Raw genomic sequence first — 19,344 nt, forward strand, 5'->3', positions numbered from 1 at the left:
GTGAAAGATAAACAGAAATATCAAAAACTGAATACAAATCAACAGATTTACGCTCGAGCAGGCCTTGCTTGCTGCTTGAAATGATGTAATTATTTTGACTAAGTGAGCTGAGCTCCGATCAGTGGGCTTAATATTATAATTAAAAAAACATTTATAAATCCTGCAGGGACAGGGGGGAGAAACAAGATGAATAAAAGGTCAATAACCTTTGCTAAGAAACCCTTAGCTGTGGGTGTTGCTTCTGCGCTGTTTGCCTTGTCATTGGCACCGGTACAAGCTGCATCCTGGAGTTTAGGTGATGTTAACATCACTTTTGACTCTACATTTTCTTACGGTGGTAGCTGGCGTGCAGAAGAGCGTAATTTTGATACGATCAGTAAAGTAAATCATCCACGCTTCGATTGGGATGGTTACAACGCCGCAACCAACAATATTTATTTACCATCACAAATTTGGCAACAACCCGGTGCGTACTCAAGTAATGGCGATGCCGGAAATTTGAATTACGATCGCGGCGATATGTTCAGCAGCCTTGCTAAAGGTTTACACGAGCTGTCTATTTCAAAAGACAATATCGGCCTCTTTACCCGCTTTATGTATTTTTACGATTTCGCCTTAATGGACAACGACGTTGCTTATACCAATCCGGTGTCTGGCCAGCGCGTCGATCCTTGTGCTGACAGCGATGCTCGGGCACTAACCTGTCGTGATATACGCCTGCTTGATGCTTATGTATATGGTAATTTTAGTTTTAACGATGGTATGAACCCAGTTACGGTTAAAGTAGGCCAGCAAGTACTAAGCTGGGGTGAAAGTACTTTAATTCAGCATGGTATTAATATTACTCCTATCGACGTAGGCGTAGCCCGTGCGCCAGGTGCTGAGTTAAAAGAAGCCTATATTCCTGTAGGTATGGCAACGTTAAATATTGGTTTAACTGAAAATTTATCTACCGAAATATTTTATCAGTACGAGTGGGTAAATAGCTATCTACCTGTACCTGGTACTTATTTTTCTACTAATGACTTCGCCGGTGAGGGCGGTTACTTACAAAACGTACAGCTTGGTTTTGCCGGTAACCCAGATATTGATCTCGCCCACGTACTACAAAGTTTAAACCAGCTTGGTGCAGGTGTCGCCGGTGGCGTATTAGACCCAAGCGTAGCAGCGCAAGCCTATTTAGCTTATCCAACTAAGGTAACATTGCGGCCGTATGGTAGTGCGGGTGAAATAAAACCGAAAAATGGTGGCCAATACGGTATTAAATTTGACTATTTTGCTACTGATTTAAATGACACAGAGTTTTCAGTGTATTACATGAATTACCATAGCCGAGTGCCGGTAATATCGGGTATTGCGTCAGACTTCTCTCAAATTGGTGCTGATATCGGTCGTTTAGCTGCATTGCAGGCTAGCGGTGGCGTTACTAAAGACAACATTACGCAACTGGCTGCGTTTTCTAAAGCGTTAGTTGAATATCCAGAAGATATTAAATTATATGGTTTTAGTTTTAATACCACCGTCGGCGAAACCTCTGTTGCTGCTGAAATCGCTTATCGTCAAGATGAACCATTACAAATCGATGACGTTGAAATTTTGTATGCAGGTATGCCAGAGCAATTAGCTAATGCGGGGTTACGCCCTGATTTAGCCGGTATTTCACAAATAGGCCGCGATCCAAAATATGGCGCAAAGGTAGCTCCTGGACAAAAGGCGAGTGGTTTTATTCTTAGTGATACCTTGCAAGCACAGATGACATTTACCCATTTATTTGGCCCTACACTGGGCTCGGATAACTTAACCATGCTAGCTGAGGTTGGTGGTATTCGTATTCAAGATATGCCTGATCAAAGTGTCTTGCGTTTAAATGGTCCGAACACCGACCGCAGTGGCGCACCTTTATTAGGGCTAACTAACGGAGAGCTGGTAAATAAAGATGGTTTGCTAACCGGTTTATCTAATGGTGGCGAAACTAATCCATTTCCAACTGCATCAGCTTGGGGCTATCGTTTACTGGCTAAAGCCGATTACAACAACGTATTTGCTGGTGTTAACTTATCGCAGCGCGTTGTGTTTTCGCATGATGTTAATGGTATAACACCAGATCCACTGTTTATGTTTGTTGAAGACCGTAAGTCATTAGCTTATGCGGTAAGCTTCGATTATTTAAGTAAGTGGTCAGGTGAGGTGTCATACAACGTTTTCTGGGGCGGTCAGGGTACAACGAATAACGTTGCAGACCGTGACTTTATCTCTTTCAATATTAAATACTCTATTTAAGGGACGAGCACTAACTATGAATAAACTCACCCTAATTTCGTCAGCAATAGCACTAGTATTAAGCTGTTCAGTATCGGCTAAAATTACATCAGAGCAGGCAGCACGACTAGGTAACGATTTAACACCGCTTGGCGCTGAAAAGGCGGCTAGCGCAGATGGTTCTATTCCTGCTTGGAATGGTGGCATTACTGCAGCACCCGCTGGATACACAGTTGGCATGCATCATCCTGATCCATTTTCAGATGATAAGGTGTTGATAACCATAGATAAATCAAACTTAGACCAGTATAAAAACTTACTAAGTCCAGGTCAGATTAAACTATTTGAAATTTACCCTGATAGTTACAAAATGAATATCTACCAATCGCGTCGTACGGCGTCATTTCCCCAATACGTATACGATGCTACTAAAGACATTGCGACTAAAGCAGAGTTAATAGAAGGCGGTAACGGTATTATAAATGCTGCGATTGGCATTCCGTTTCCAATGCCTGCAACCGGTTTAGAAGCCGTATGGAACCATTTATTGCGCTATCGCGGTGTTGCTGCAAGTCGCAATGGTGGCCAAGCCGCACCAACAGCTACGGGTTCGTACACTATTATTGGTTTTGATGAACAAATTATATTTAAGTACTCAGATCCTAAAGCGACACCTGAAGCGTTAACTCAAGAAAATATATTATTCCGCTTTAAGCAAAGTGTTACTTCACCAGCGCGTTTGGCAGGTACGGCGTTATTGGTACATGAAACCATGGACCAAGTAAAAACACCGCGTCAAGCATGGACTTATAATACGGGGCAACGTCGTGTGCGCCGCGCACCTAACGTAGCTTATGATGCACCAGGTACCGCATCGGATGGCCTGCGTACTACTGATGACTTTGATATGTTTAACGGTTCACCAGATCGTTATAACTGGACATTAGTTGGTAAGCAGGAGCTGTATATTCCGTATAACAGCTATAAGTTACATAGTGATAAAGTAAAATATGCGGATTTATTGCTACCAGGTCATATTAATCCTGAATATGTGCGCTGGGAAAAACATCGCGTTTGGGTTGTTGAAGCTAAACTGAAAGATAATACTCGTCATGTCTACGGTAAGCGGGTGTTTTATATCGATGAAGATAGCTGGCAGATCCATGTTGCCGACCTATACGACAACCGTGATGAATTATACCGTGTTGCGGTAGCGCATGGTCTTAACTACTACGAAGTGCCAACGCATTGGAGTACGTTAGAGGTTTATCATGATCTTAACTCGCGTCGCTATATCGCCATTGGTTTAGATAACGAAGATAAAATGTACGATTTCTCTGTTAAATTAACTGATGCTGATTTCACTCCTGCGGCGCTGCGTCGTGAAGGTACAAGATAAGCAGTTAGTGTTATAACCACGGTTGGCCAAGTGCCAACCGTTTTTATTTTTAATCTTTTATAGAGTAAAAAACTTTAGTATGCGTAAAAAAAATATCTGTCTAACAGCCTTGTTTGCTGTGTTTTGTGCAGCTGCAATGGCGGCTGAGCCGGCTGATAATCAACCGCAGCAAGCTGACATAGCAAGGCTTGCTGAAAAAGTATTGCTTACCGATATTATTGATGTTAATCAGCAAAGTTTGGTTGCAGTGGGTGAGCGTGGGCATATATTAATCAGTAATGATGGCCAAAACTGGTTACAAGCCGTTGTTCCGGTGCAGGCTAATTTGAATAGCGTGTTCTTTGTCAACAAACTGCAAGGCTGGGCGGTAGGGCATGATGCCAGTATTTTAGTGACCACTGACGGCGGCGCAAACTGGCAATTACAACATTATGCACCAAGTACAGATAAACCTTTGTTTGATGTGTATTTTGCTGATAAAGACCGAGGCATAGCAGTGGGTGCCTATGGTTTATTTTACCGTACTGAAGATGGTGGTAATACGTGGCAAACCGAGTTTCATCCGGAGCTACTTGCCGAAGAAGAGCAAGAATACTTAGAAGAGTTAGCAGAGACTGATCCTGATATGTATGAAGTAGAACGGGGCGCTATTTTACCGCATTTTAATCGGTTATATGCTGACGGCAATGTGCTTTATATGGTTGGTGAGGCAGGTTTTGTTGCAAAAAGTATTGACAATGGCCTTAATTGGAACCGGCTTGAAGCATTTTATAATGGTTCGTTATTCGATATTACTCGCACTGCACAAATGACTTTAATTACCGTCGGTTTACGTGGTAATGCCTTTATTAGCAATGATCAAGGACAAAGCTGGGCAGCGCTTATCTTAAACAAGCAGGCGACGTTAAACAGTGCGTTTTCTGATGATAAAGGCCGCTTATATTTAGTAGGTAATGCCGGTACATTATTAATGAGTACCGATAATGGCGTATCGTTTAAAGACTTTTCGCTAGCAGATGGCAAAGCTATCGTTAATGGTTTGCTCTGGCGCGATCAGCTGTTATTAACAACAGAAGTAGGCATTAAGACGATTAATTTGAGTGAATTAAAATAAAATGAGTTTAAATCGATTAGTTAATAAATTTGAATATGCGCTATTTCGTCATCGCGCGGTCGTTATCTTTGCTTTTGTATTGGCAACGTTATTTTTATTATTTAAAGCCACGACGATCAAGCTTGATGCCGCATTTACAAAAAATATACCGTTAAAACATGAATATATGCAAACCTATCTGCGCCATGCGCAAGACTTTGGTGGTGCTAATAATATTCTTATCTCGTTGTGTGACAATAGCGGCGATATTTTTAATGCCAACTTTTTTGATACCTTACGTAAAGCCCATGATGAATTATTATATACGCCGGGTGTTGACCGCGTTTTAGTTAAATCGCTATTTAGCCCCAGCACACGCTTTGTCGAAGTAGTTGAAGATGGCTTTGCCGGTGGCCCGGTTATTCCTGCTGATTTCGTCGCTAACAAAGCAGGGCTAGCCAAAGTAAAAGAGAATACCGAAAAAGCCGGTATCGTCGGTCGGATGGTGGCCGATGATTACAGTTGCGCCATGATTTCTGCCCAATTATTTGAAGTGGACCCTGACACTGGAAAGCAATTAGATACCATAGGTTTTGCCAATACGTTAGAACATAACATTCGTAATAAGTATCAATCAGATAGCATTAGTGTACATATCATCGGTTTTGCCAAAATGGTTGGCGACGTTGCGAATGGTGCTAAAGGTGTGTTGCTGTTTTTCGCCATTGCGATTGCTGTTACCTCTATTATGGTGTTTTTCTTCTGCCGTTCGATAATGCTAACGGTGTTACCTATTGCTTGTTCGTTAATTGCCGTGATTTGGCAGATGGGATTATTGTCTGTAATGGGCTTTGGTATCGACCCCATGTCTATTTTAGTGCCGTTTCTGGTATTTGCTATTGGTGTAAGCCATGGTGTGCAAATGATTAATTCTACCGGCAAGCGTGTTGCAGCGGGTATGAATGCAAAAACTGCAGCGCAAGCCAGTTTTAGAAAGCTACTGGTGCCAGGTGGTGTTGCGCTGTTATCAGACACCGTCGGATTTTTAACGTTGCTAATTATTGAAATTGGCGTGATCCGTGAACTGGCTATTACCGCTAGCTTAGGTGTGGCAGTAATTATTCTGACTAACTTAGTTTTACTTCCGGTATTAATGTCGTTTGTGAAATTTAGCCAACGTTATAAAGAGCATGCGGCAGCGCCAACGCCCAAGACCGATAAAATTTGGTTTGCCTTGTCAGCGTTAGCCACGCGTAAATACGCTGCGGTTATTTTAATTATTACTGCTGCATTATTTGCCTTTGGTTATATGCAAAGCCAACAATTAAAAATTGGTGATTTACATAAAGGTGCTCCAGCGCTACATGAAGACTCGCGTTATAACCAAGATACCGATCTTATTACTAAACGTTATGCTATTTCAGTAGACTATTTAAATGTGATGGTAGAAACCATCCCTAGTGCCTGTACCGAACATAGTATTATGGCGAAAATTGACCGCTTTCAATGGTTAATGGAAAACATTGAAGGTGTGCAATCTACGGTATCACTGGCGTCGGTTTCCAAATCGATTAACGCCGCCTTTAACGAAGGTAACGTAAAGTGGCGGGTGCTACCGCGTAATACGCAAAGTTTAGTACAGGCATCGTCACGCGTTGAAACCAGCACCGGTTTGTTAAATGCGGACTGCTCGGTAATGCCGGTTATTCTGTTTTTGCACGATCACAAAGCTGAAACTATGGAGCGAGTGGTATTTGCTGCCAAAAAATATGCGCAAGAGCTTAACGATGAACAAACGCATTTTATGCTAGCTTCAGGCCCCGCCGGCGTTATGGCGGCAACCAATGAAGCGGTAGCGGAAGCGCAACAACCCATGATGTGGTATGTGTATGGCGCGGTTATTTTGCTTTGCCTACTTAGCTTTCGCTCACTGCGGGCAACAATATCGGTGATAGTGCCATTATATGTGGTGTCGGTATTGGCAACGGCATTAATGACTTGGCTACAAATTGGCCTTACGGTATCAACCTTGCCGGTTATTGCGCTAGGGGTGGGGATCGGCGTCGATTATGGTATTTATATTTTATCAAATATGACGCCGATGCTGCGCGATGGTGTGCCACTGCGCCAAGCCTATTATGAAGCGTTAAAAGAGCGCGGTAGTGCGGTATTGTTTACGGGTATCACCTTAGCAATAGGCGTAAGTACTTGGGTGTTTTCAGCATTAAAATTCCAAGTTGATATGGGTATTTTATTAACCTTTATGTTTGTGGTTAATATGCTCGGTGCTATTGTCGTATTACCTGCTCTAGCCGCTTTTTTATGGCGCAAAAAATAATTAATTTTATTGCATGAATAAACACGAAAATGGCCGAAAGGCCATTTTCTATTTACTTGTACTGAATAACTTCGCAATAACCCTAAATATCACTGGTTTAACCAGAACAAAACCACCAAATAGTACTCGAAAAGCGCTACAATAGTGACTACACTGCGCACCGGACACGCTCTGGTTTGTTCGGTAGCGCCTGCTGTTAAATGCAGTGACTGCAAAAAGGATACAAAAATGGCATTGAAAGACGGTCAACCCTCTGTATTACTACAAAATGTTAATAAATTAATCAAACAAAAAGTAAAAGATCAGGTTGGCCTGGTCGAGAAATTTGCTTATACGCTGTACGGTAATATGTCTGATGAAGACTTAGATGGCCGTAATGACAGTGACCTATATGGTGCAGCGCTTAGCTTGTGGCAAACATTTAATGGCCATGCTGAAGCTACAGTAAAAATTCGGGTATTCAATCCGGAATTAGCAAAATTTGGCTGGGAATCTAAACATACTATCGTTGAGATGGTGGTGCCTGATATGCCATTTTTGGTTGATTCTGTGCGGATGGCACTAAGTCGTCACAGTATTACGGCGCATTTGCTATTGCATTATCCATTGCAAACCGAACGCGACAACCAGCAACAAATTACTGATTTCTTTAAGCTTGGCAGCAAAGCGAAAGCGAGCACGGAACAAACCGTATTTCATATTGAAATTGACCGCATGACTGATACTGCGGCAATACAGCAGTTAACCGATGAACTGCACTCAGTAATGAAAGACGTGTCACTTGCCGTGCAAGATTGGCAGCCTGTGAGTGATAAACTGCAGCAAGTCATTAGCAACTTGCCTAAGCAAGCGAATAAATGCTCTGCAGAAGATATTACCCAAACCACTGAATTTTTAAACTGGTTAGCTAAAGATAACTTCACCTTGTTAGGCTATCGCGAATATTCAATTACACCGGTAGAAGGTGATTACAAAATTAGCGGTATTGACGCTAGCTCATTGGGTTTAATGCGCCGCTCTGCGTCACGTGATCTGATGTTGTCTGAGCTACCAGAGATTGGCCGTAAGCAGGCATTAAGTAATGCGTTATTAGTATTAACTAAGACCAATAACAAATCACGGGTGCACCGTCCGGCTTATATAGATTACATCGGCGTGAAGAAGTTTGATAAAGACGGTAAAGTTGTTGGTGAAGACCGCTTTATTGGTTTGTTCTCATCATCGTTTTATAACAACAGTGCTGCCGATATTCCGTTACTGAAAAACAAACTTGGCACTGTAATGCAGATGTCAGAGTTTTCAGCCGGTACTCACGCTTATAAAGCGTTATTAAATATTTTAGAAACTTATCCACGTGATGAGTTAATCCAAGCTACAGCCGATGAGTTATTGCATGTCGCGATGGGCGTGCTGCAAATGCAGGAGCGTGATATGACGCGCCTGTTTATGCGTAAAGATAGTTTTGGTCGTTTTGTTTCGGCCATGGTGTATGTGCCGCGCGAGCGTTACAACACGCAATTGCGTAAACAAACTCAGGCGGTACTACAACGCGCTCTGGGTAGCGATGAGTCGGTAGAGTTTACTACTTATTTTTCTGAATCTGTGTTGGCACGTACGCACTACTTAGTACGGATCAACGATAGCCATGTAGAGTATAAAGTGAAAGATATTGAACGTAATCTAATTGAAGCAGCCCGCACTTGGGAAGACAAATTTGAAACCGCATTAATTGGTGCATACGGCGAAGCGCGTGGTCGCGAGCTGATTGCTAAGTATGTTAATGCCTTCCCGCGCAGCTATAAAGAAGAAATGTTACCGAGTGATGCATTAGTTGATATCGGTAAACTTGAAGCGTTAAACGACGATCGCAAGTTAGAAATGTTATTCTACCGTCCGCAAGAAGAAAAAGCCGACAGTAAAGCGGTACGTTTAAACTTATTCCACAAAGATCACCCAATTCATTTATCAGACGTACTGCCAATGTTAGAAAATTTTGGCCTGCGCGTTATTGGTGAAACACCTTATGCAGTGAAATGTGCTGACGGTTCTGTAAGCTGGATCCTAAATTTCACTATGGAATTAAATTGCGCAGTGCCGGCTAACTTTGAAGCGGCCCAGCAATCATTCCAAGAGTCGTTCGCAAAAGTGTGGGGCGGCGATTTAGAAGATGACGGCTTTAACCGTTTAATCCTAAGCGCAGGTTTAAGTGGTCGTGAAGCATCATTACTGCGTGCTTTGGCAAAATATAAGCGCCAAATTGGCGGTACATTTAGCCAATCTTATGTTGAAAGCACTTTCACTCGTTATGCCGAACTGGCTAACTTATTGGTACAACTGTTTAATAGCAAGTTTGACCCAAGCGCTAAAGACGGTGCAGCGGTGTCAGCTAAGTTAGAAGACAAAATAGCGGCGGCACTAGAAAACGTAGCCAACCTTGATGATGACCGTATTATCCGTCGTTATGTCGACATGATTAACGCCATTGTCCGCACTAACTACTTCCAAAAGAGTGCACAGGGTACAGAGAAATCGTATATCTCGTTTAAGATTAAAGCTGATTTAATCCCAGATATGCCAATGCCAGTGCCAATGTTTGAAATTTTTGTTTACTCACCAAGAATTGAAGGTTCGCATTTACGTTTTGGTAAGGTTGCGCGTGGTGGTTTACGTTGGTCAGACCGTCGTGAAGATTTCCGTACCGAAGTTCTGGGCCTAGTTAAAGCGCAAACGGTAAAAAATACCGTTATTGTACCTAGCGGCTCAAAAGGTGGTTTTGTTTGTAAAAAGTTACCAGAAACCGGTGGTCGTGAAGCCTTTATCAACGAAGGTAAAGAATGTTACCGCACCTTTATTCGTGGTTTGTTAGATGTTACCGACAACATTATTCAAGGTGAAATCGTGCCACCAAAAGACGTAGTGCGTCTTGACGTTGACGATCCGTACCTAGTAGTCGCAGCTGACAAAGGTACTGCAACCTTCTCGGATATTTCTAACGGCATTTCTGCAGAATACAATTTCTGGATGGGCGATGCTTTTGCATCAGGTGGCTCAAACGGTTACGACCATAAGAAAATGGGTATTACTGCCCGCGGTGGTTGGGAATCGGTTAAACGCCATTTCCGTGAAGTTGGCATTGACTGCCAAACTACCGACTTTACCTGTGTGGGTATAGGTGACATGGCGGGTGACGTTTTCGGTAACGGTATGTTGTTGTCTAAGCACCTATGTTTGCAGGTTGCCTTTAACCATATGCACATCTTTGTTGACCCAAAACCAAACTCAGCCAAAGGCTGGGAAGAGCGTAATCGTCTGTTTAGATTACCAACTTCTACTTGGGATGATTACGATAAGTCATTGATTTCAGAAGGTGGTGGTGTTTTCTCTCGTAGCGCGAAGGCAATTAAGTTGTCGCCGCAAATGCAAGAAATGTTGGCCACGACTAAAACCAGCATGACACCAACCGAACTGATCCGCGAAGCCTTGATGATGAAGGTCGATCTGATTTGGAACGGTGGTATTGGTACCTACTTAAAAGCTAGCACTGAAACACACGCTGAAGTGGGCGACCGTGGTTCAGAAGCTATGCGCGTTAATGGTAAAGATTTAAAAGCGACTATCGTTGGTGAAGGCGGTAACTTAGGCGCAACCCAACGCGGCCGTATTGAATACGCGCTAAACGGTGGTCGTATTAATACCGACTTCGTTGATAACGTAGGTGGCGTAACCTGTTCAGATAACGAAGTAAATATTAAAATTTTACTTAACACTCTAGTTGCATCTGGCGATTTAACATTAAAGCAGCGTAACCAATTGTTATTGGATATGACGCCAGATATAACCGCGATTGTGCTTAGAGACTGTTACAGCCAAACGCAGAGTATCAGTATTTCGTCATTACTGGGTGCTGAGCAGTTAAAAGAATATACCCGCTTTATTCATGAGCTAGAAAAAGACGGTAAGTTAAACCGTGAACTAGAGTTTTTACCATCTGATGATGAATTAGCTGAGCGCGCAGCGAAAGGCCAAGGTTTAACACGCCCTGAGCTAGCGATACTTACTGCTTACGGCAAAATGGTACTTAAAGAACGCTTAGTACTGCCAGAAATTTACGAAAATGCTTACTTTAAACGTCAGCTATTCAGTAATTTTCCGCAATTATTGCAAGATAAGTACGCTGCAGAAATGGAAAATCATCCGTTAAAAGCCGAAATTATTGCTACTAAACTAGCTAATATGATGGTTAACGAAATGGGCCCTAACTTCGCTCAGCGTATGCAAGAAGAAGCTGGTGCGAGCTTAGGTGAAGTAACGTTATGTTATGCTATTGCACGTGATCTGTTTGACTTGCCAACAATGTGGCATAAGTTAGAACAGCTGGATAACGTTATTTCAGCCACGTTACAAACTAAGTTTTTACACCAGTTACGCCGCACTATGCGCCGTGTAACACGCTGGTTCTTGCGTCATCGCAATAAGGCATTAGATATTCAACAAACGGTTGATTTCTTTAAGCCAGCGTATCAGCAGTTAAGTAAAGATTTATCTAACTACTTAGCACCAGCCGAAGCAGAGCAACTGCTGCAGAAACAAGCTGCGTTAGTAGAGCAGGGTGTACCAGAAGATATTGCGAAATACTTAGCGCAGTTAAGTACCGTATTCTCGGTAATGGATATTGCCCAAGTAGTTGATGCTGAAAAAATGGCATTACCACTGGTTGCGGAAATTTACTTTAAACTAGGTGATAAGCTGGACTTACACTGGTTCTTAGAGCAAATTACTAATCAACCAGTAGCGAATCATTGGCAGGCGTTAGCACGTGCGTCTTATCGTGAAGAGCTAGACTGGCAGCAACGTTCATTATCGGCGGTTGTTGCGCGTAGCTGTGGTAAAACCTGTTCTGCAGATGAAGTTATTTCTACTTGGATCACCGAACATAATGCACTACTTGAACGCTGGCGTTTAATGCTGGCTGAGTTTAAAACTACTAAGAACCATGAATTTGCTAAATTCTCAGTAGCACTGCGTGAATTAATGTTATTAAGTCACCACTGCGACACTGTAAAATAGTAAGTTAACTGGCTACAATACCCCGGCAAGTCCGGGGTATTTTTTTGTTTAAAAAAGGCAGTGTATGTTTTATCCAATAGCACAAAAAGTCATGTTCGCTTGTGACGCAGAGTGGTCACATAACTTTGCTCTAGGTAGTTTAAAACGCTTGGCTCATACGCCTATCGCTGGTTTATGGCGACAAAATTTACCTGTTAAACCGGTTACGGTTGCAGGCATTCGCTTTGATAACCCATTGGGCTTAGCTGCTGGTTTAGATAAAAACGCGGAATGTATTGATGCCTTTGGTCAAATGGGCTTTGGCTTTCTTGAAGTAGGCACGGTGACACCTAAACCGCAGCTGGGTAATGATAAACCTCGGATCTTCCGTTTACCGCAGTCAGAGGCCATTATTAACCGTATGGGGTTTAATAATAAAGGCGTAGATTACTTGGTGCAAAATGTTAAAAACGCCCGCTATAAAGGTGTTTTAGGCATTAATATTGGTAAAAATAAAGACACACCAAACGAGCAGGGCAAAGACGATTATATTCACTGCATGCGCAAGGTTTATATTCATGCTAGTTATATTACTGTCAATATTTCGTCGCCAAATACACCTGGTCTACGCGATTTACAGTTCGGGAATGCGTTACTGGATTTGTTATTAAGCGTAAAAAACGAGCAACTAGATTTACAAGCAAAGTACGATAAATACGTGCCCGTGTTTGTAAAAATAGCGCCGGATATGGATCTCATCGCGGTAAATCAGATTGCTGAAACCCTGCTAAAAAGCAAAATGGATGGTGTTATTGCTACCAATACCACGTTAGAACGCAGCTTTGTGCAAGGGCAGCGTTACGCCAATGAAGCGGGTGGTTTAAGCGGTTTACCTGTACAAGCAAAAAGCACGGAGGTGTTGCGTCAGTTGCGTGCTGCAGTAGGTACTGATATGCCAATTATAGGCGTTGGTGGCATTAATGATGCCGCGTCAGCACAAGATAAACTTGCCGCAGGAGCAAATTTGTTGCAGGTGTATACGGGTTTTATTTATCGTGGCCCAGAGCTAATAAAACAGATCGTAACGAGCTTATAAGGATCCGTAGCTGATCTTGGCACGTTAGAACAAAAAAGTCTTTAACGTGCTGAACAACTTAGTGTACTTATATAAGAGATAGAATTAACAGTTTAATAAATGCAGACAGGGAATACCATGCTTAGGCCATCAGAACACTGGTTCTGGACATACTGTGCACAAAAAGACCGCTTATTGCTAGATATTAGTAATGAGGCACAGTATTGCTCGCCATATAGCGCAGCGCAACTAGCATATAAACCACAGCAGCAACCGTTATCGATAGCTGAAGCGCAAGCATTTTGGCACATGGATGATAGCCTGCAGCAGCTAGATATTGCGCCAGCAGTACGCTTAGAGCTTTGTCTTAGCGGCCTGTCAGCGTTTTTTATGCAACAACAGGCGCATAAAAGCTGGTATTTTCAGCAAGGCACAGGCTGCGATGCCAAGCAATTCGATTTAGTCATACTGCGCGGTTTAAGCAACCAATATGCGTTAGTGTTAAATGCTGAAACTGATTGTGTTACCTGTTTATTATTAGGTGATATTAGTACGCTAGCAGGTAAACACTTAGTAAGACTAAATGTAGTTCGGGTGCTGCGTAACCGTATTAGTCGCTTTAAGGTCGATGCCGCTTATCGTTATACCGCGTAAATTTAACTAGGTTTTATTTCTCTTCGCTAAAGATCCGACTAAACTAGCGGCTATTTTATTGTAGTGGAGCAGCGTTATGTCTGCCGTACCCCCATCATCATCTGAGCTTGCAGCTTTTCTGCAATTGTTAAAGACAGCATTATCAACGCAGCAGCTGATAAAGTTAGTACTTAGTAAGTATCAAGGTGACGAGCCAATTAAACAGCTGCAGATTAGGCCAGTAGAACTAAAGCAGCTATGGCAGCTTAGCTTTACCTATAAATACCAAACTAACGATATAACCCGTAATTTTAGCCCTGAAGAGGCGCTGACAGAAATTACCCAGCTCCTTGGCAAGCAATATGCTGCAGCAAACCTATTTACTACGGAGGTTGAGGCGCAAGTCTCTATCAGTAAAAAAGGTAAAATATTGTTACAACAAAAAGCCTTGCCGCAGCCTATCAACCAAGTGGTCGCTAGCCATAATCGCGAGAAGCAACGTTACCTCAGTTTAGAGCGGCCGTTTTTAACTGAATTAGGCGTAACGGACGCAGAGCACCAACTCATTCCGGCAATGGCACGCAAGTGGAAGCAAATAAATAAATTTCTTGAGGTTTTTTCTGGCGCATTAAAAGACTCTGGCCTAAACCAGCACCAACAATTACATGTGGCCGATTTTGGCTCTGGTAAAGCTTACCTTACCTTCGCTATGCATGATTATTTAACTAATACATTAGCGCTTGAAGCTAAGGTTACTGGTGTAGAGTTAAGACAAAACTTAGTTGAGCTGTGTAATAACACTGCGCTTAAGTTAGGCCTTAACGGCATAGATTTTGAACAGGGTGACGTAAAGCATTTTAAAGCGCGCGGCATTAACGTAATGATTGCGCTACATGCCTGCGATATTGCCACCGATTATGCGATTCATATGGGTATAGCTACCGGCGCCGAAATTATTATGTGCTCACCGTGTTGTCACAAACAAATACGGCCGCAAATGAGAATGCCTAGTGTATTGGCACCTATGTTAGCGCATGGTATTCATTTGGGCCAAGAGGCTGAAATGGTAACTGATAGCCTAAGGGCATTATTACTTGAAGCCTTTGGTTATAGCACTAAGGTATTTGAATTCGTTTCGCTGGAGCACACCAGTAAAAACAAGATGATTTTAGCCATTAAAAATAAACAGAAATACAGCAAAACCGCGATTTTAAAGCAGGTTAATGCGATTAAGAACTTCTATGGTATTAAACAGCATTATTTAGAAAAGCTGCTAAATATTGAAAATGAGTCGGATTAACCGCTGCTGTTGCGTAGATATTCTCGGGTTGATGTGGCAAATTAACACCGCATTAGATAATTAAAATTACAATAATTATAAGGAAGGGAAATGGAAGGCTTTATTAGTGCGCTAAACAGCATTATCTGGAGCCAAGCGCTTATTTACTTGTGTCTTGGTGCTGGCTTGTTTTATTCAATACTCACACGTTTTGCGCAAGTGCGTCACTTCAAAGAAATGTGCAAACTCCTACTTAACAACACCGAATCTGATAAGGGCATTTCGTCGTTTCAGGCATTAGCCGTATCGTTATCGGGTCGAGTGGGTGTCGGTAATATTGCCGGTGTAGCTGCTGCCATTGGTTTTGGTGGGCCAGGTGCTATCTTTTGGATGTGGGTTGTAGCCTTTTTAGGTGCTAGTACAGCTTATGCAGAATCGACTTTAGGTCAAATTTATAAAGTAGAAGAAAACGGCCAATATCGCGGTGGCCCAGCATATTATTTTGAACGCTGTTTAGGCTGGCGTTGGCTAGGTATTGTTTTTGCTATTTCAGCCATTATTGGCTGTGGTATTTTCTTGCCTGGCGTTCAAGCTAATGCTGTAGGTAATGCGGTAACGCAAATTTTTGGTGAAGGCGATATGGTAGTAACCAGCTTCGGCGTGGTCGGCACCCATAAGTTGATAGCCCTAGCTGTTATTTTAATTGTGTTAGCTTTTATTATATTTGGCGGAATTAAACGCATTGCTCATTTCACGCAAATAATTGTGCCGTTTATGGCGCTTGGCTATATCGTGATGGCCTTAATTGTCGTATTTCTTAACATTGAAAAAATACCAGAAGTGTTTTCGCTTATTTTTAGTGATGCCTTTACGGCGCAAGCCGGTTTTGGTGCAGCCATTGGTTGGGGGGTAAAACGTGGTATTTACTCTAATGAAGCAGGTCAGGGTACTGGCCCACATGCGGCAGCTGCTGCTGAAGTAGATCATCCGGCGCAGCAAGGTTTAGTGCAAGCGTTCTCGGTATACGTAGACACCTTGTTTGTATGCACGGCAACGGCGTTAATGATCCTTATTACACAACAATATAACGTGGTAGGTGAATTACCTGCTGGCCAATTTATTGTACAAAACGTGGATGCGGCAACAGAAATTGGTTCTGCCGCCTTTACGCAAATGGCGCTATTAAGTGTGTTTGGTAATTTTGGTCAAATATTTGCTGGTTTGGCGTTATTCTTTTTCGCCTTTACGACTATCTTGGCTTATTACTATATAACTGAAACCAACGTAGCGTATTTAAATCGGGTATTTAATAACAAACTATCGTCTTTGGTATTTAAGTTGCTGTTAATGTTTATGGTTGCTTATGGCACGGTAAATAACGCAGGTTATATTTGGAACATCGGTGATATCGGCGTTGGTATGATGGCTTGGGTAAACGTGATCGGTATTCTGGCAATCTTCTTTATGTATCGGCCAACTATGCGTTGCCTGCGTGATTATGAGCGGCAGAAAAAAGCCGGTGGACCAATTACTTTTGACCCTGTAAGTTTGGGCATTAAAAATGCTACTTTCTGGGAGAAGAAACTAGTAAAGCAACAGACAGAGAAACAGTAATAGTAAGTTGATAGAGCTTAAAACGAAAAACCCGGTGTAAGACCGGGTTTTCTATTTTACGCGAATGAGGTTATTTAACTTGTACTATTTTACAGGTGTTTGATGCACCTATAGTTTCCATTATGTCACCGTAGGTGATAACCACTAAATCACCAGTCTTTAATTCTGCTTGATGTTTTATGGCGTCAATTGCTGCATCAGCTAGTGACTTACCCGTTATTACCGTGCTGTCAAAAAATACCGGATATACACCGCGGTATAGCGCCATTTTATTTAACGTTTTGGTATGCCGAGATAGCGCATAAATAGGCTGTGGTGACGTAATACGCGACATCAGCTTGCCGGTATAACCTGACTCAGTGAGCGTAATAATGGCTTTAATACCGTCTAAGTGGTTAGCCGCGTACATCGCAGATAACGCAATAGTTTCACTAATTTCGGTGAAAGCGACGTCCATACGATGTTTAGATATTTGCACGCTTGGGTGTTTTTCCGCACCGTCACATACTCGCGCCATAGCTTTAACCGTTTCAGTTGGGTATTTACCTGCTGCGGTTTCTGCCGATAGCATTACCGCATCTGTGCCATCTAATACTGCGTTGGCGACGTCCATCACTTCAGCCCGTGTCGGCATAGGGCTTTCAATCATACTTTCCATCATTTGCGTAGCCGTAATTACCACGCGGTTTAATTGGCGAGAACGGGCAATAATCCGCTTTTGTTGGCCAACTAGCTCCGCATCGCCAATTTCTACGCCCAAATCACCACGTGCCACCATTACGGCATCTGATGTACGAATAATGTCATCTAAGGTTTCATCGTCAGCTACTGCTTCTGCGCGTTCAATTTTCGCCATAATACGTGCTTCTGAACCTGCGGCCTTCGCTAGTTCACGAGCTAAACGAATGTCATCACCGCTACGTGGGAAAGATACCGCTAAATAGTCGACATCAATTTCTGCTGCAGTAAGAATATCACGTTTGTCTTTATCGGTTAGGGCAGGGGCAGTTAAACCACCACCTTGACGGTTAATACCTTTATTATTACTTAGCTTACCGCCAACAGTAACTGTGGTATAAACACGCGAACCTTCAACCTTATCTACCGCAAGCTGAATGCGACCATCATCTAACAGCAGTAAATCGCCAGCTTTCACATCTTGTGGCAATTCTTTATAGTCGATACCTACTTGCTGCTCGTCACCTTCACCTTTGGCAAGCTCAGCATCTAGTACGTAAGCATTACCTTCTTCAAGTATTACCGAACCATTTTTAAAGGTTGAAACCCGAATTTTGGGCCCCTGTAAATCACCTAATATAGCGACGTGGGCACCAAGCTTTGTCGCCGCAGCTCGAACCATCTGTGCCCGTTCGCGGTGATCATCAGAGCTACCATGCGAGAAGTTTAAACGGAAAACAGATGCACCGGCTTGGATCAGTTTTTCAATAGATATTTGCGTATTGGTTGCTGGGCCAAGGGTGGCGACAATTTTAGTTCTTCTATGCATGATTACTTCCTGCTAGTTACAAAGAGGGCGGTGTTGAATGACGTTAGTGTAATGTAATTTAATTACAGAATATAGCTTAAGACTGAAGAAAACGACCAACGCCGCAGTTGCTATGACCACTGTCCTTGGTTTAGTTGTTAAAATCTTTTCTATCAAAACGCGACCCACGAAGGCTGTCTTTTACCTTTTTCAAATTTTCTCTAAATTTGCTGCCGCGCCGCAGTGTGAAACCGGTAGCTAAGATATCTATTAACACTAACTGAGCAACGCGTGACGCCATAGGCATATACATATCAGTGTCTTCAGGTACATCTAACGATAATACCAAGGTACACTCTTTTGCTAGCGGGCTATCGTATGACGTAATGCCAATGACGGTAGCATCATTTTCACGAGCTATAGTTGCGATATCACATAGGTTTTTGGTTCTGCCGGTATGGCTAATGCACACGACTACATCACCCTCTGTACTATTAATGGCGCTCATGCGTTGCATCACAATGTCGTCGAAACAAACAACAGGCACATTAAAGCGAAAAAACTTGTTTTGCGCGTCGTGCGCTACCGAAGCAGAAGCACCTAAACCAAAAAATGAAATCTTTTTGGCTTGGGTAAGTACGTCTACCGCACGATTAATAGTGTTAATATCTACCCGTTGTCTAGCGGTGTCTAACGCTGCCATTGTCGATTCAAATATTTTAGCCGTATAGGCTTCAGGACCGTCGTCTTCTTCAACATGACGGTTAACATAGGGCGTGCCGTTGGCTAAGCTTTGCGCTAGATGTAGTTTAAAATCAGGAAAGCCTTTAGTATCAAGCCTGCGGCAAAACCGGTTAACGGTAGGCTCACTTACGTTAGCCATTTTTGCTAATGTGGCTATGCTAGAGTGTATGCTAACTTGCGGGTTAGCCAGAATAACGTCAGCAACTTTGCGTTCTGATTTACTAAAGTTAGTTACATTATTGACGATTTTTTCTAGCACATTCATCCGGTGATCCCTAGCTTATAATTAGGCTGATACAATTTGTTCTGTAGTATGTTGTCTTTCTTCACGTCAACAGAAAAGTATTAAAGTTACTACAAAATAACAGATCCGTTGCT

11 protein-coding genes are annotated in these 19,344 nt (G+C 42.6%); 9 read left to right on the top strand and 2 right to left on the bottom strand.

Annotated features, from left to right (window positions below):
- The first annotated feature begins 186 nt into the window (after positions 1–186).
- The 9 genes from E0Z06_RS07290 to E0Z06_RS07330 all read left to right on the top strand — a co-directional run bounded on the left by E0Z06_RS07290 (position 187) and on the right by E0Z06_RS07330 (position 16,736).
- Positions 187–2,280: a DUF1302 domain-containing protein gene (locus tag E0Z06_RS07290; RefSeq protein WP_132583282.1), complete on the top strand. Its 2,094-nt coding sequence runs from the start codon at positions 187–189 to the stop codon at positions 2,278–2,280.
- A gap of 16 nt (positions 2,281–2,296) precedes the next feature.
- Positions 2,297–3,658, top strand: a complete 1,362-nt coding sequence (locus E0Z06_RS07295) for a DUF1329 domain-containing protein (RefSeq protein ID WP_132583284.1) — start codon at positions 2,297–2,299, stop codon at positions 3,656–3,658.
- A 136-nt stretch (positions 3,659–3,794) separates the two neighbouring features.
- On the top strand, positions 3,795–4,772 hold the full coding sequence (locus tag E0Z06_RS07300; protein WP_243695582.1) for a hypothetical protein: 978 nt from the start codon (positions 3,795–3,797) through the stop codon (positions 4,770–4,772).
- A 1-nt stretch (position 4,773) separates the two neighbouring features.
- A complete protein-coding gene (locus tag E0Z06_RS07305; protein WP_132583288.1) occupies positions 4,774–7,089 on the top strand; it encodes an MMPL family transporter in 2,316 nt (771 codons plus the stop codon).
- Positions 7,090–7,317: 228 nt separating this feature from the next.
- Complete coding sequence (locus E0Z06_RS07310; protein ID WP_132583290.1) at positions 7,318–12,156, top strand: NAD-glutamate dehydrogenase; 4,839 nt, start codon at positions 7,318–7,320, stop codon at positions 12,154–12,156.
- Between the two features lie 64 nt (positions 12,157–12,220).
- The gene (gene pyrD / locus E0Z06_RS07315; protein ID WP_132583292.1) at positions 12,221–13,231 is read left to right on the top strand and encodes a quinone-dependent dihydroorotate dehydrogenase; all 1,011 of its coding nucleotides are present in this window, start codon (positions 12,221–12,223) and stop codon (positions 13,229–13,231) included.
- A 99-nt stretch (positions 13,232–13,330) separates the two neighbouring features.
- Positions 13,331–13,864, top strand: a complete 534-nt coding sequence (locus E0Z06_RS07320) for a cell division protein ZapC domain-containing protein (protein WP_207903158.1) — start codon at positions 13,331–13,333, stop codon at positions 13,862–13,864.
- Between the two features lie 76 nt (positions 13,865–13,940).
- Positions 13,941–15,143 (top strand): SAM-dependent methyltransferase, encoded by a 1,203-nt coding sequence (locus E0Z06_RS07325; protein WP_132583294.1) that lies wholly within the window; start codon positions 13,941–13,943, stop codon positions 15,141–15,143.
- A 90-nt stretch (positions 15,144–15,233) separates the two neighbouring features.
- Positions 15,234–16,736, top strand: coding sequence for an alanine/glycine:cation symporter family protein (locus tag E0Z06_RS07330; protein ID WP_132583296.1), 1,503 nt, complete (start codon positions 15,234–15,236; stop codon positions 16,734–16,736).
- A gap of 70 nt (positions 16,737–16,806) precedes the next feature.
- On the opposite strand, the gene pyk is transcribed toward E0Z06_RS07330, so the two are convergent.
- Together pyk and E0Z06_RS07340 are read right to left on the bottom strand one after the other, a co-directional pair.
- On the bottom strand, positions 16,807–18,243 hold the full coding sequence (gene pyk / locus E0Z06_RS07335) for a pyruvate kinase (RefSeq protein WP_132583298.1): 1,437 nt from the start codon (positions 18,241–18,243) through the stop codon (positions 16,807–16,809).
- A 130-nt stretch (positions 18,244–18,373) separates the two neighbouring features.
- A complete protein-coding gene (locus E0Z06_RS07340) occupies positions 18,374–19,231 on the bottom strand; it encodes a MurR/RpiR family transcriptional regulator (protein ID WP_132583300.1) in 858 nt (285 codons plus the stop codon).
- Positions 19,232–19,344 lie beyond the last annotated feature (113 nt).

It is taken from the genome of Rheinheimera sp. D18 (genome assembly GCF_004345025.1).
Taxonomy (GTDB): domain Bacteria; phylum Pseudomonadota; class Gammaproteobacteria; order Enterobacterales; family Alteromonadaceae; genus Alishewanella; species Alishewanella metallidurans.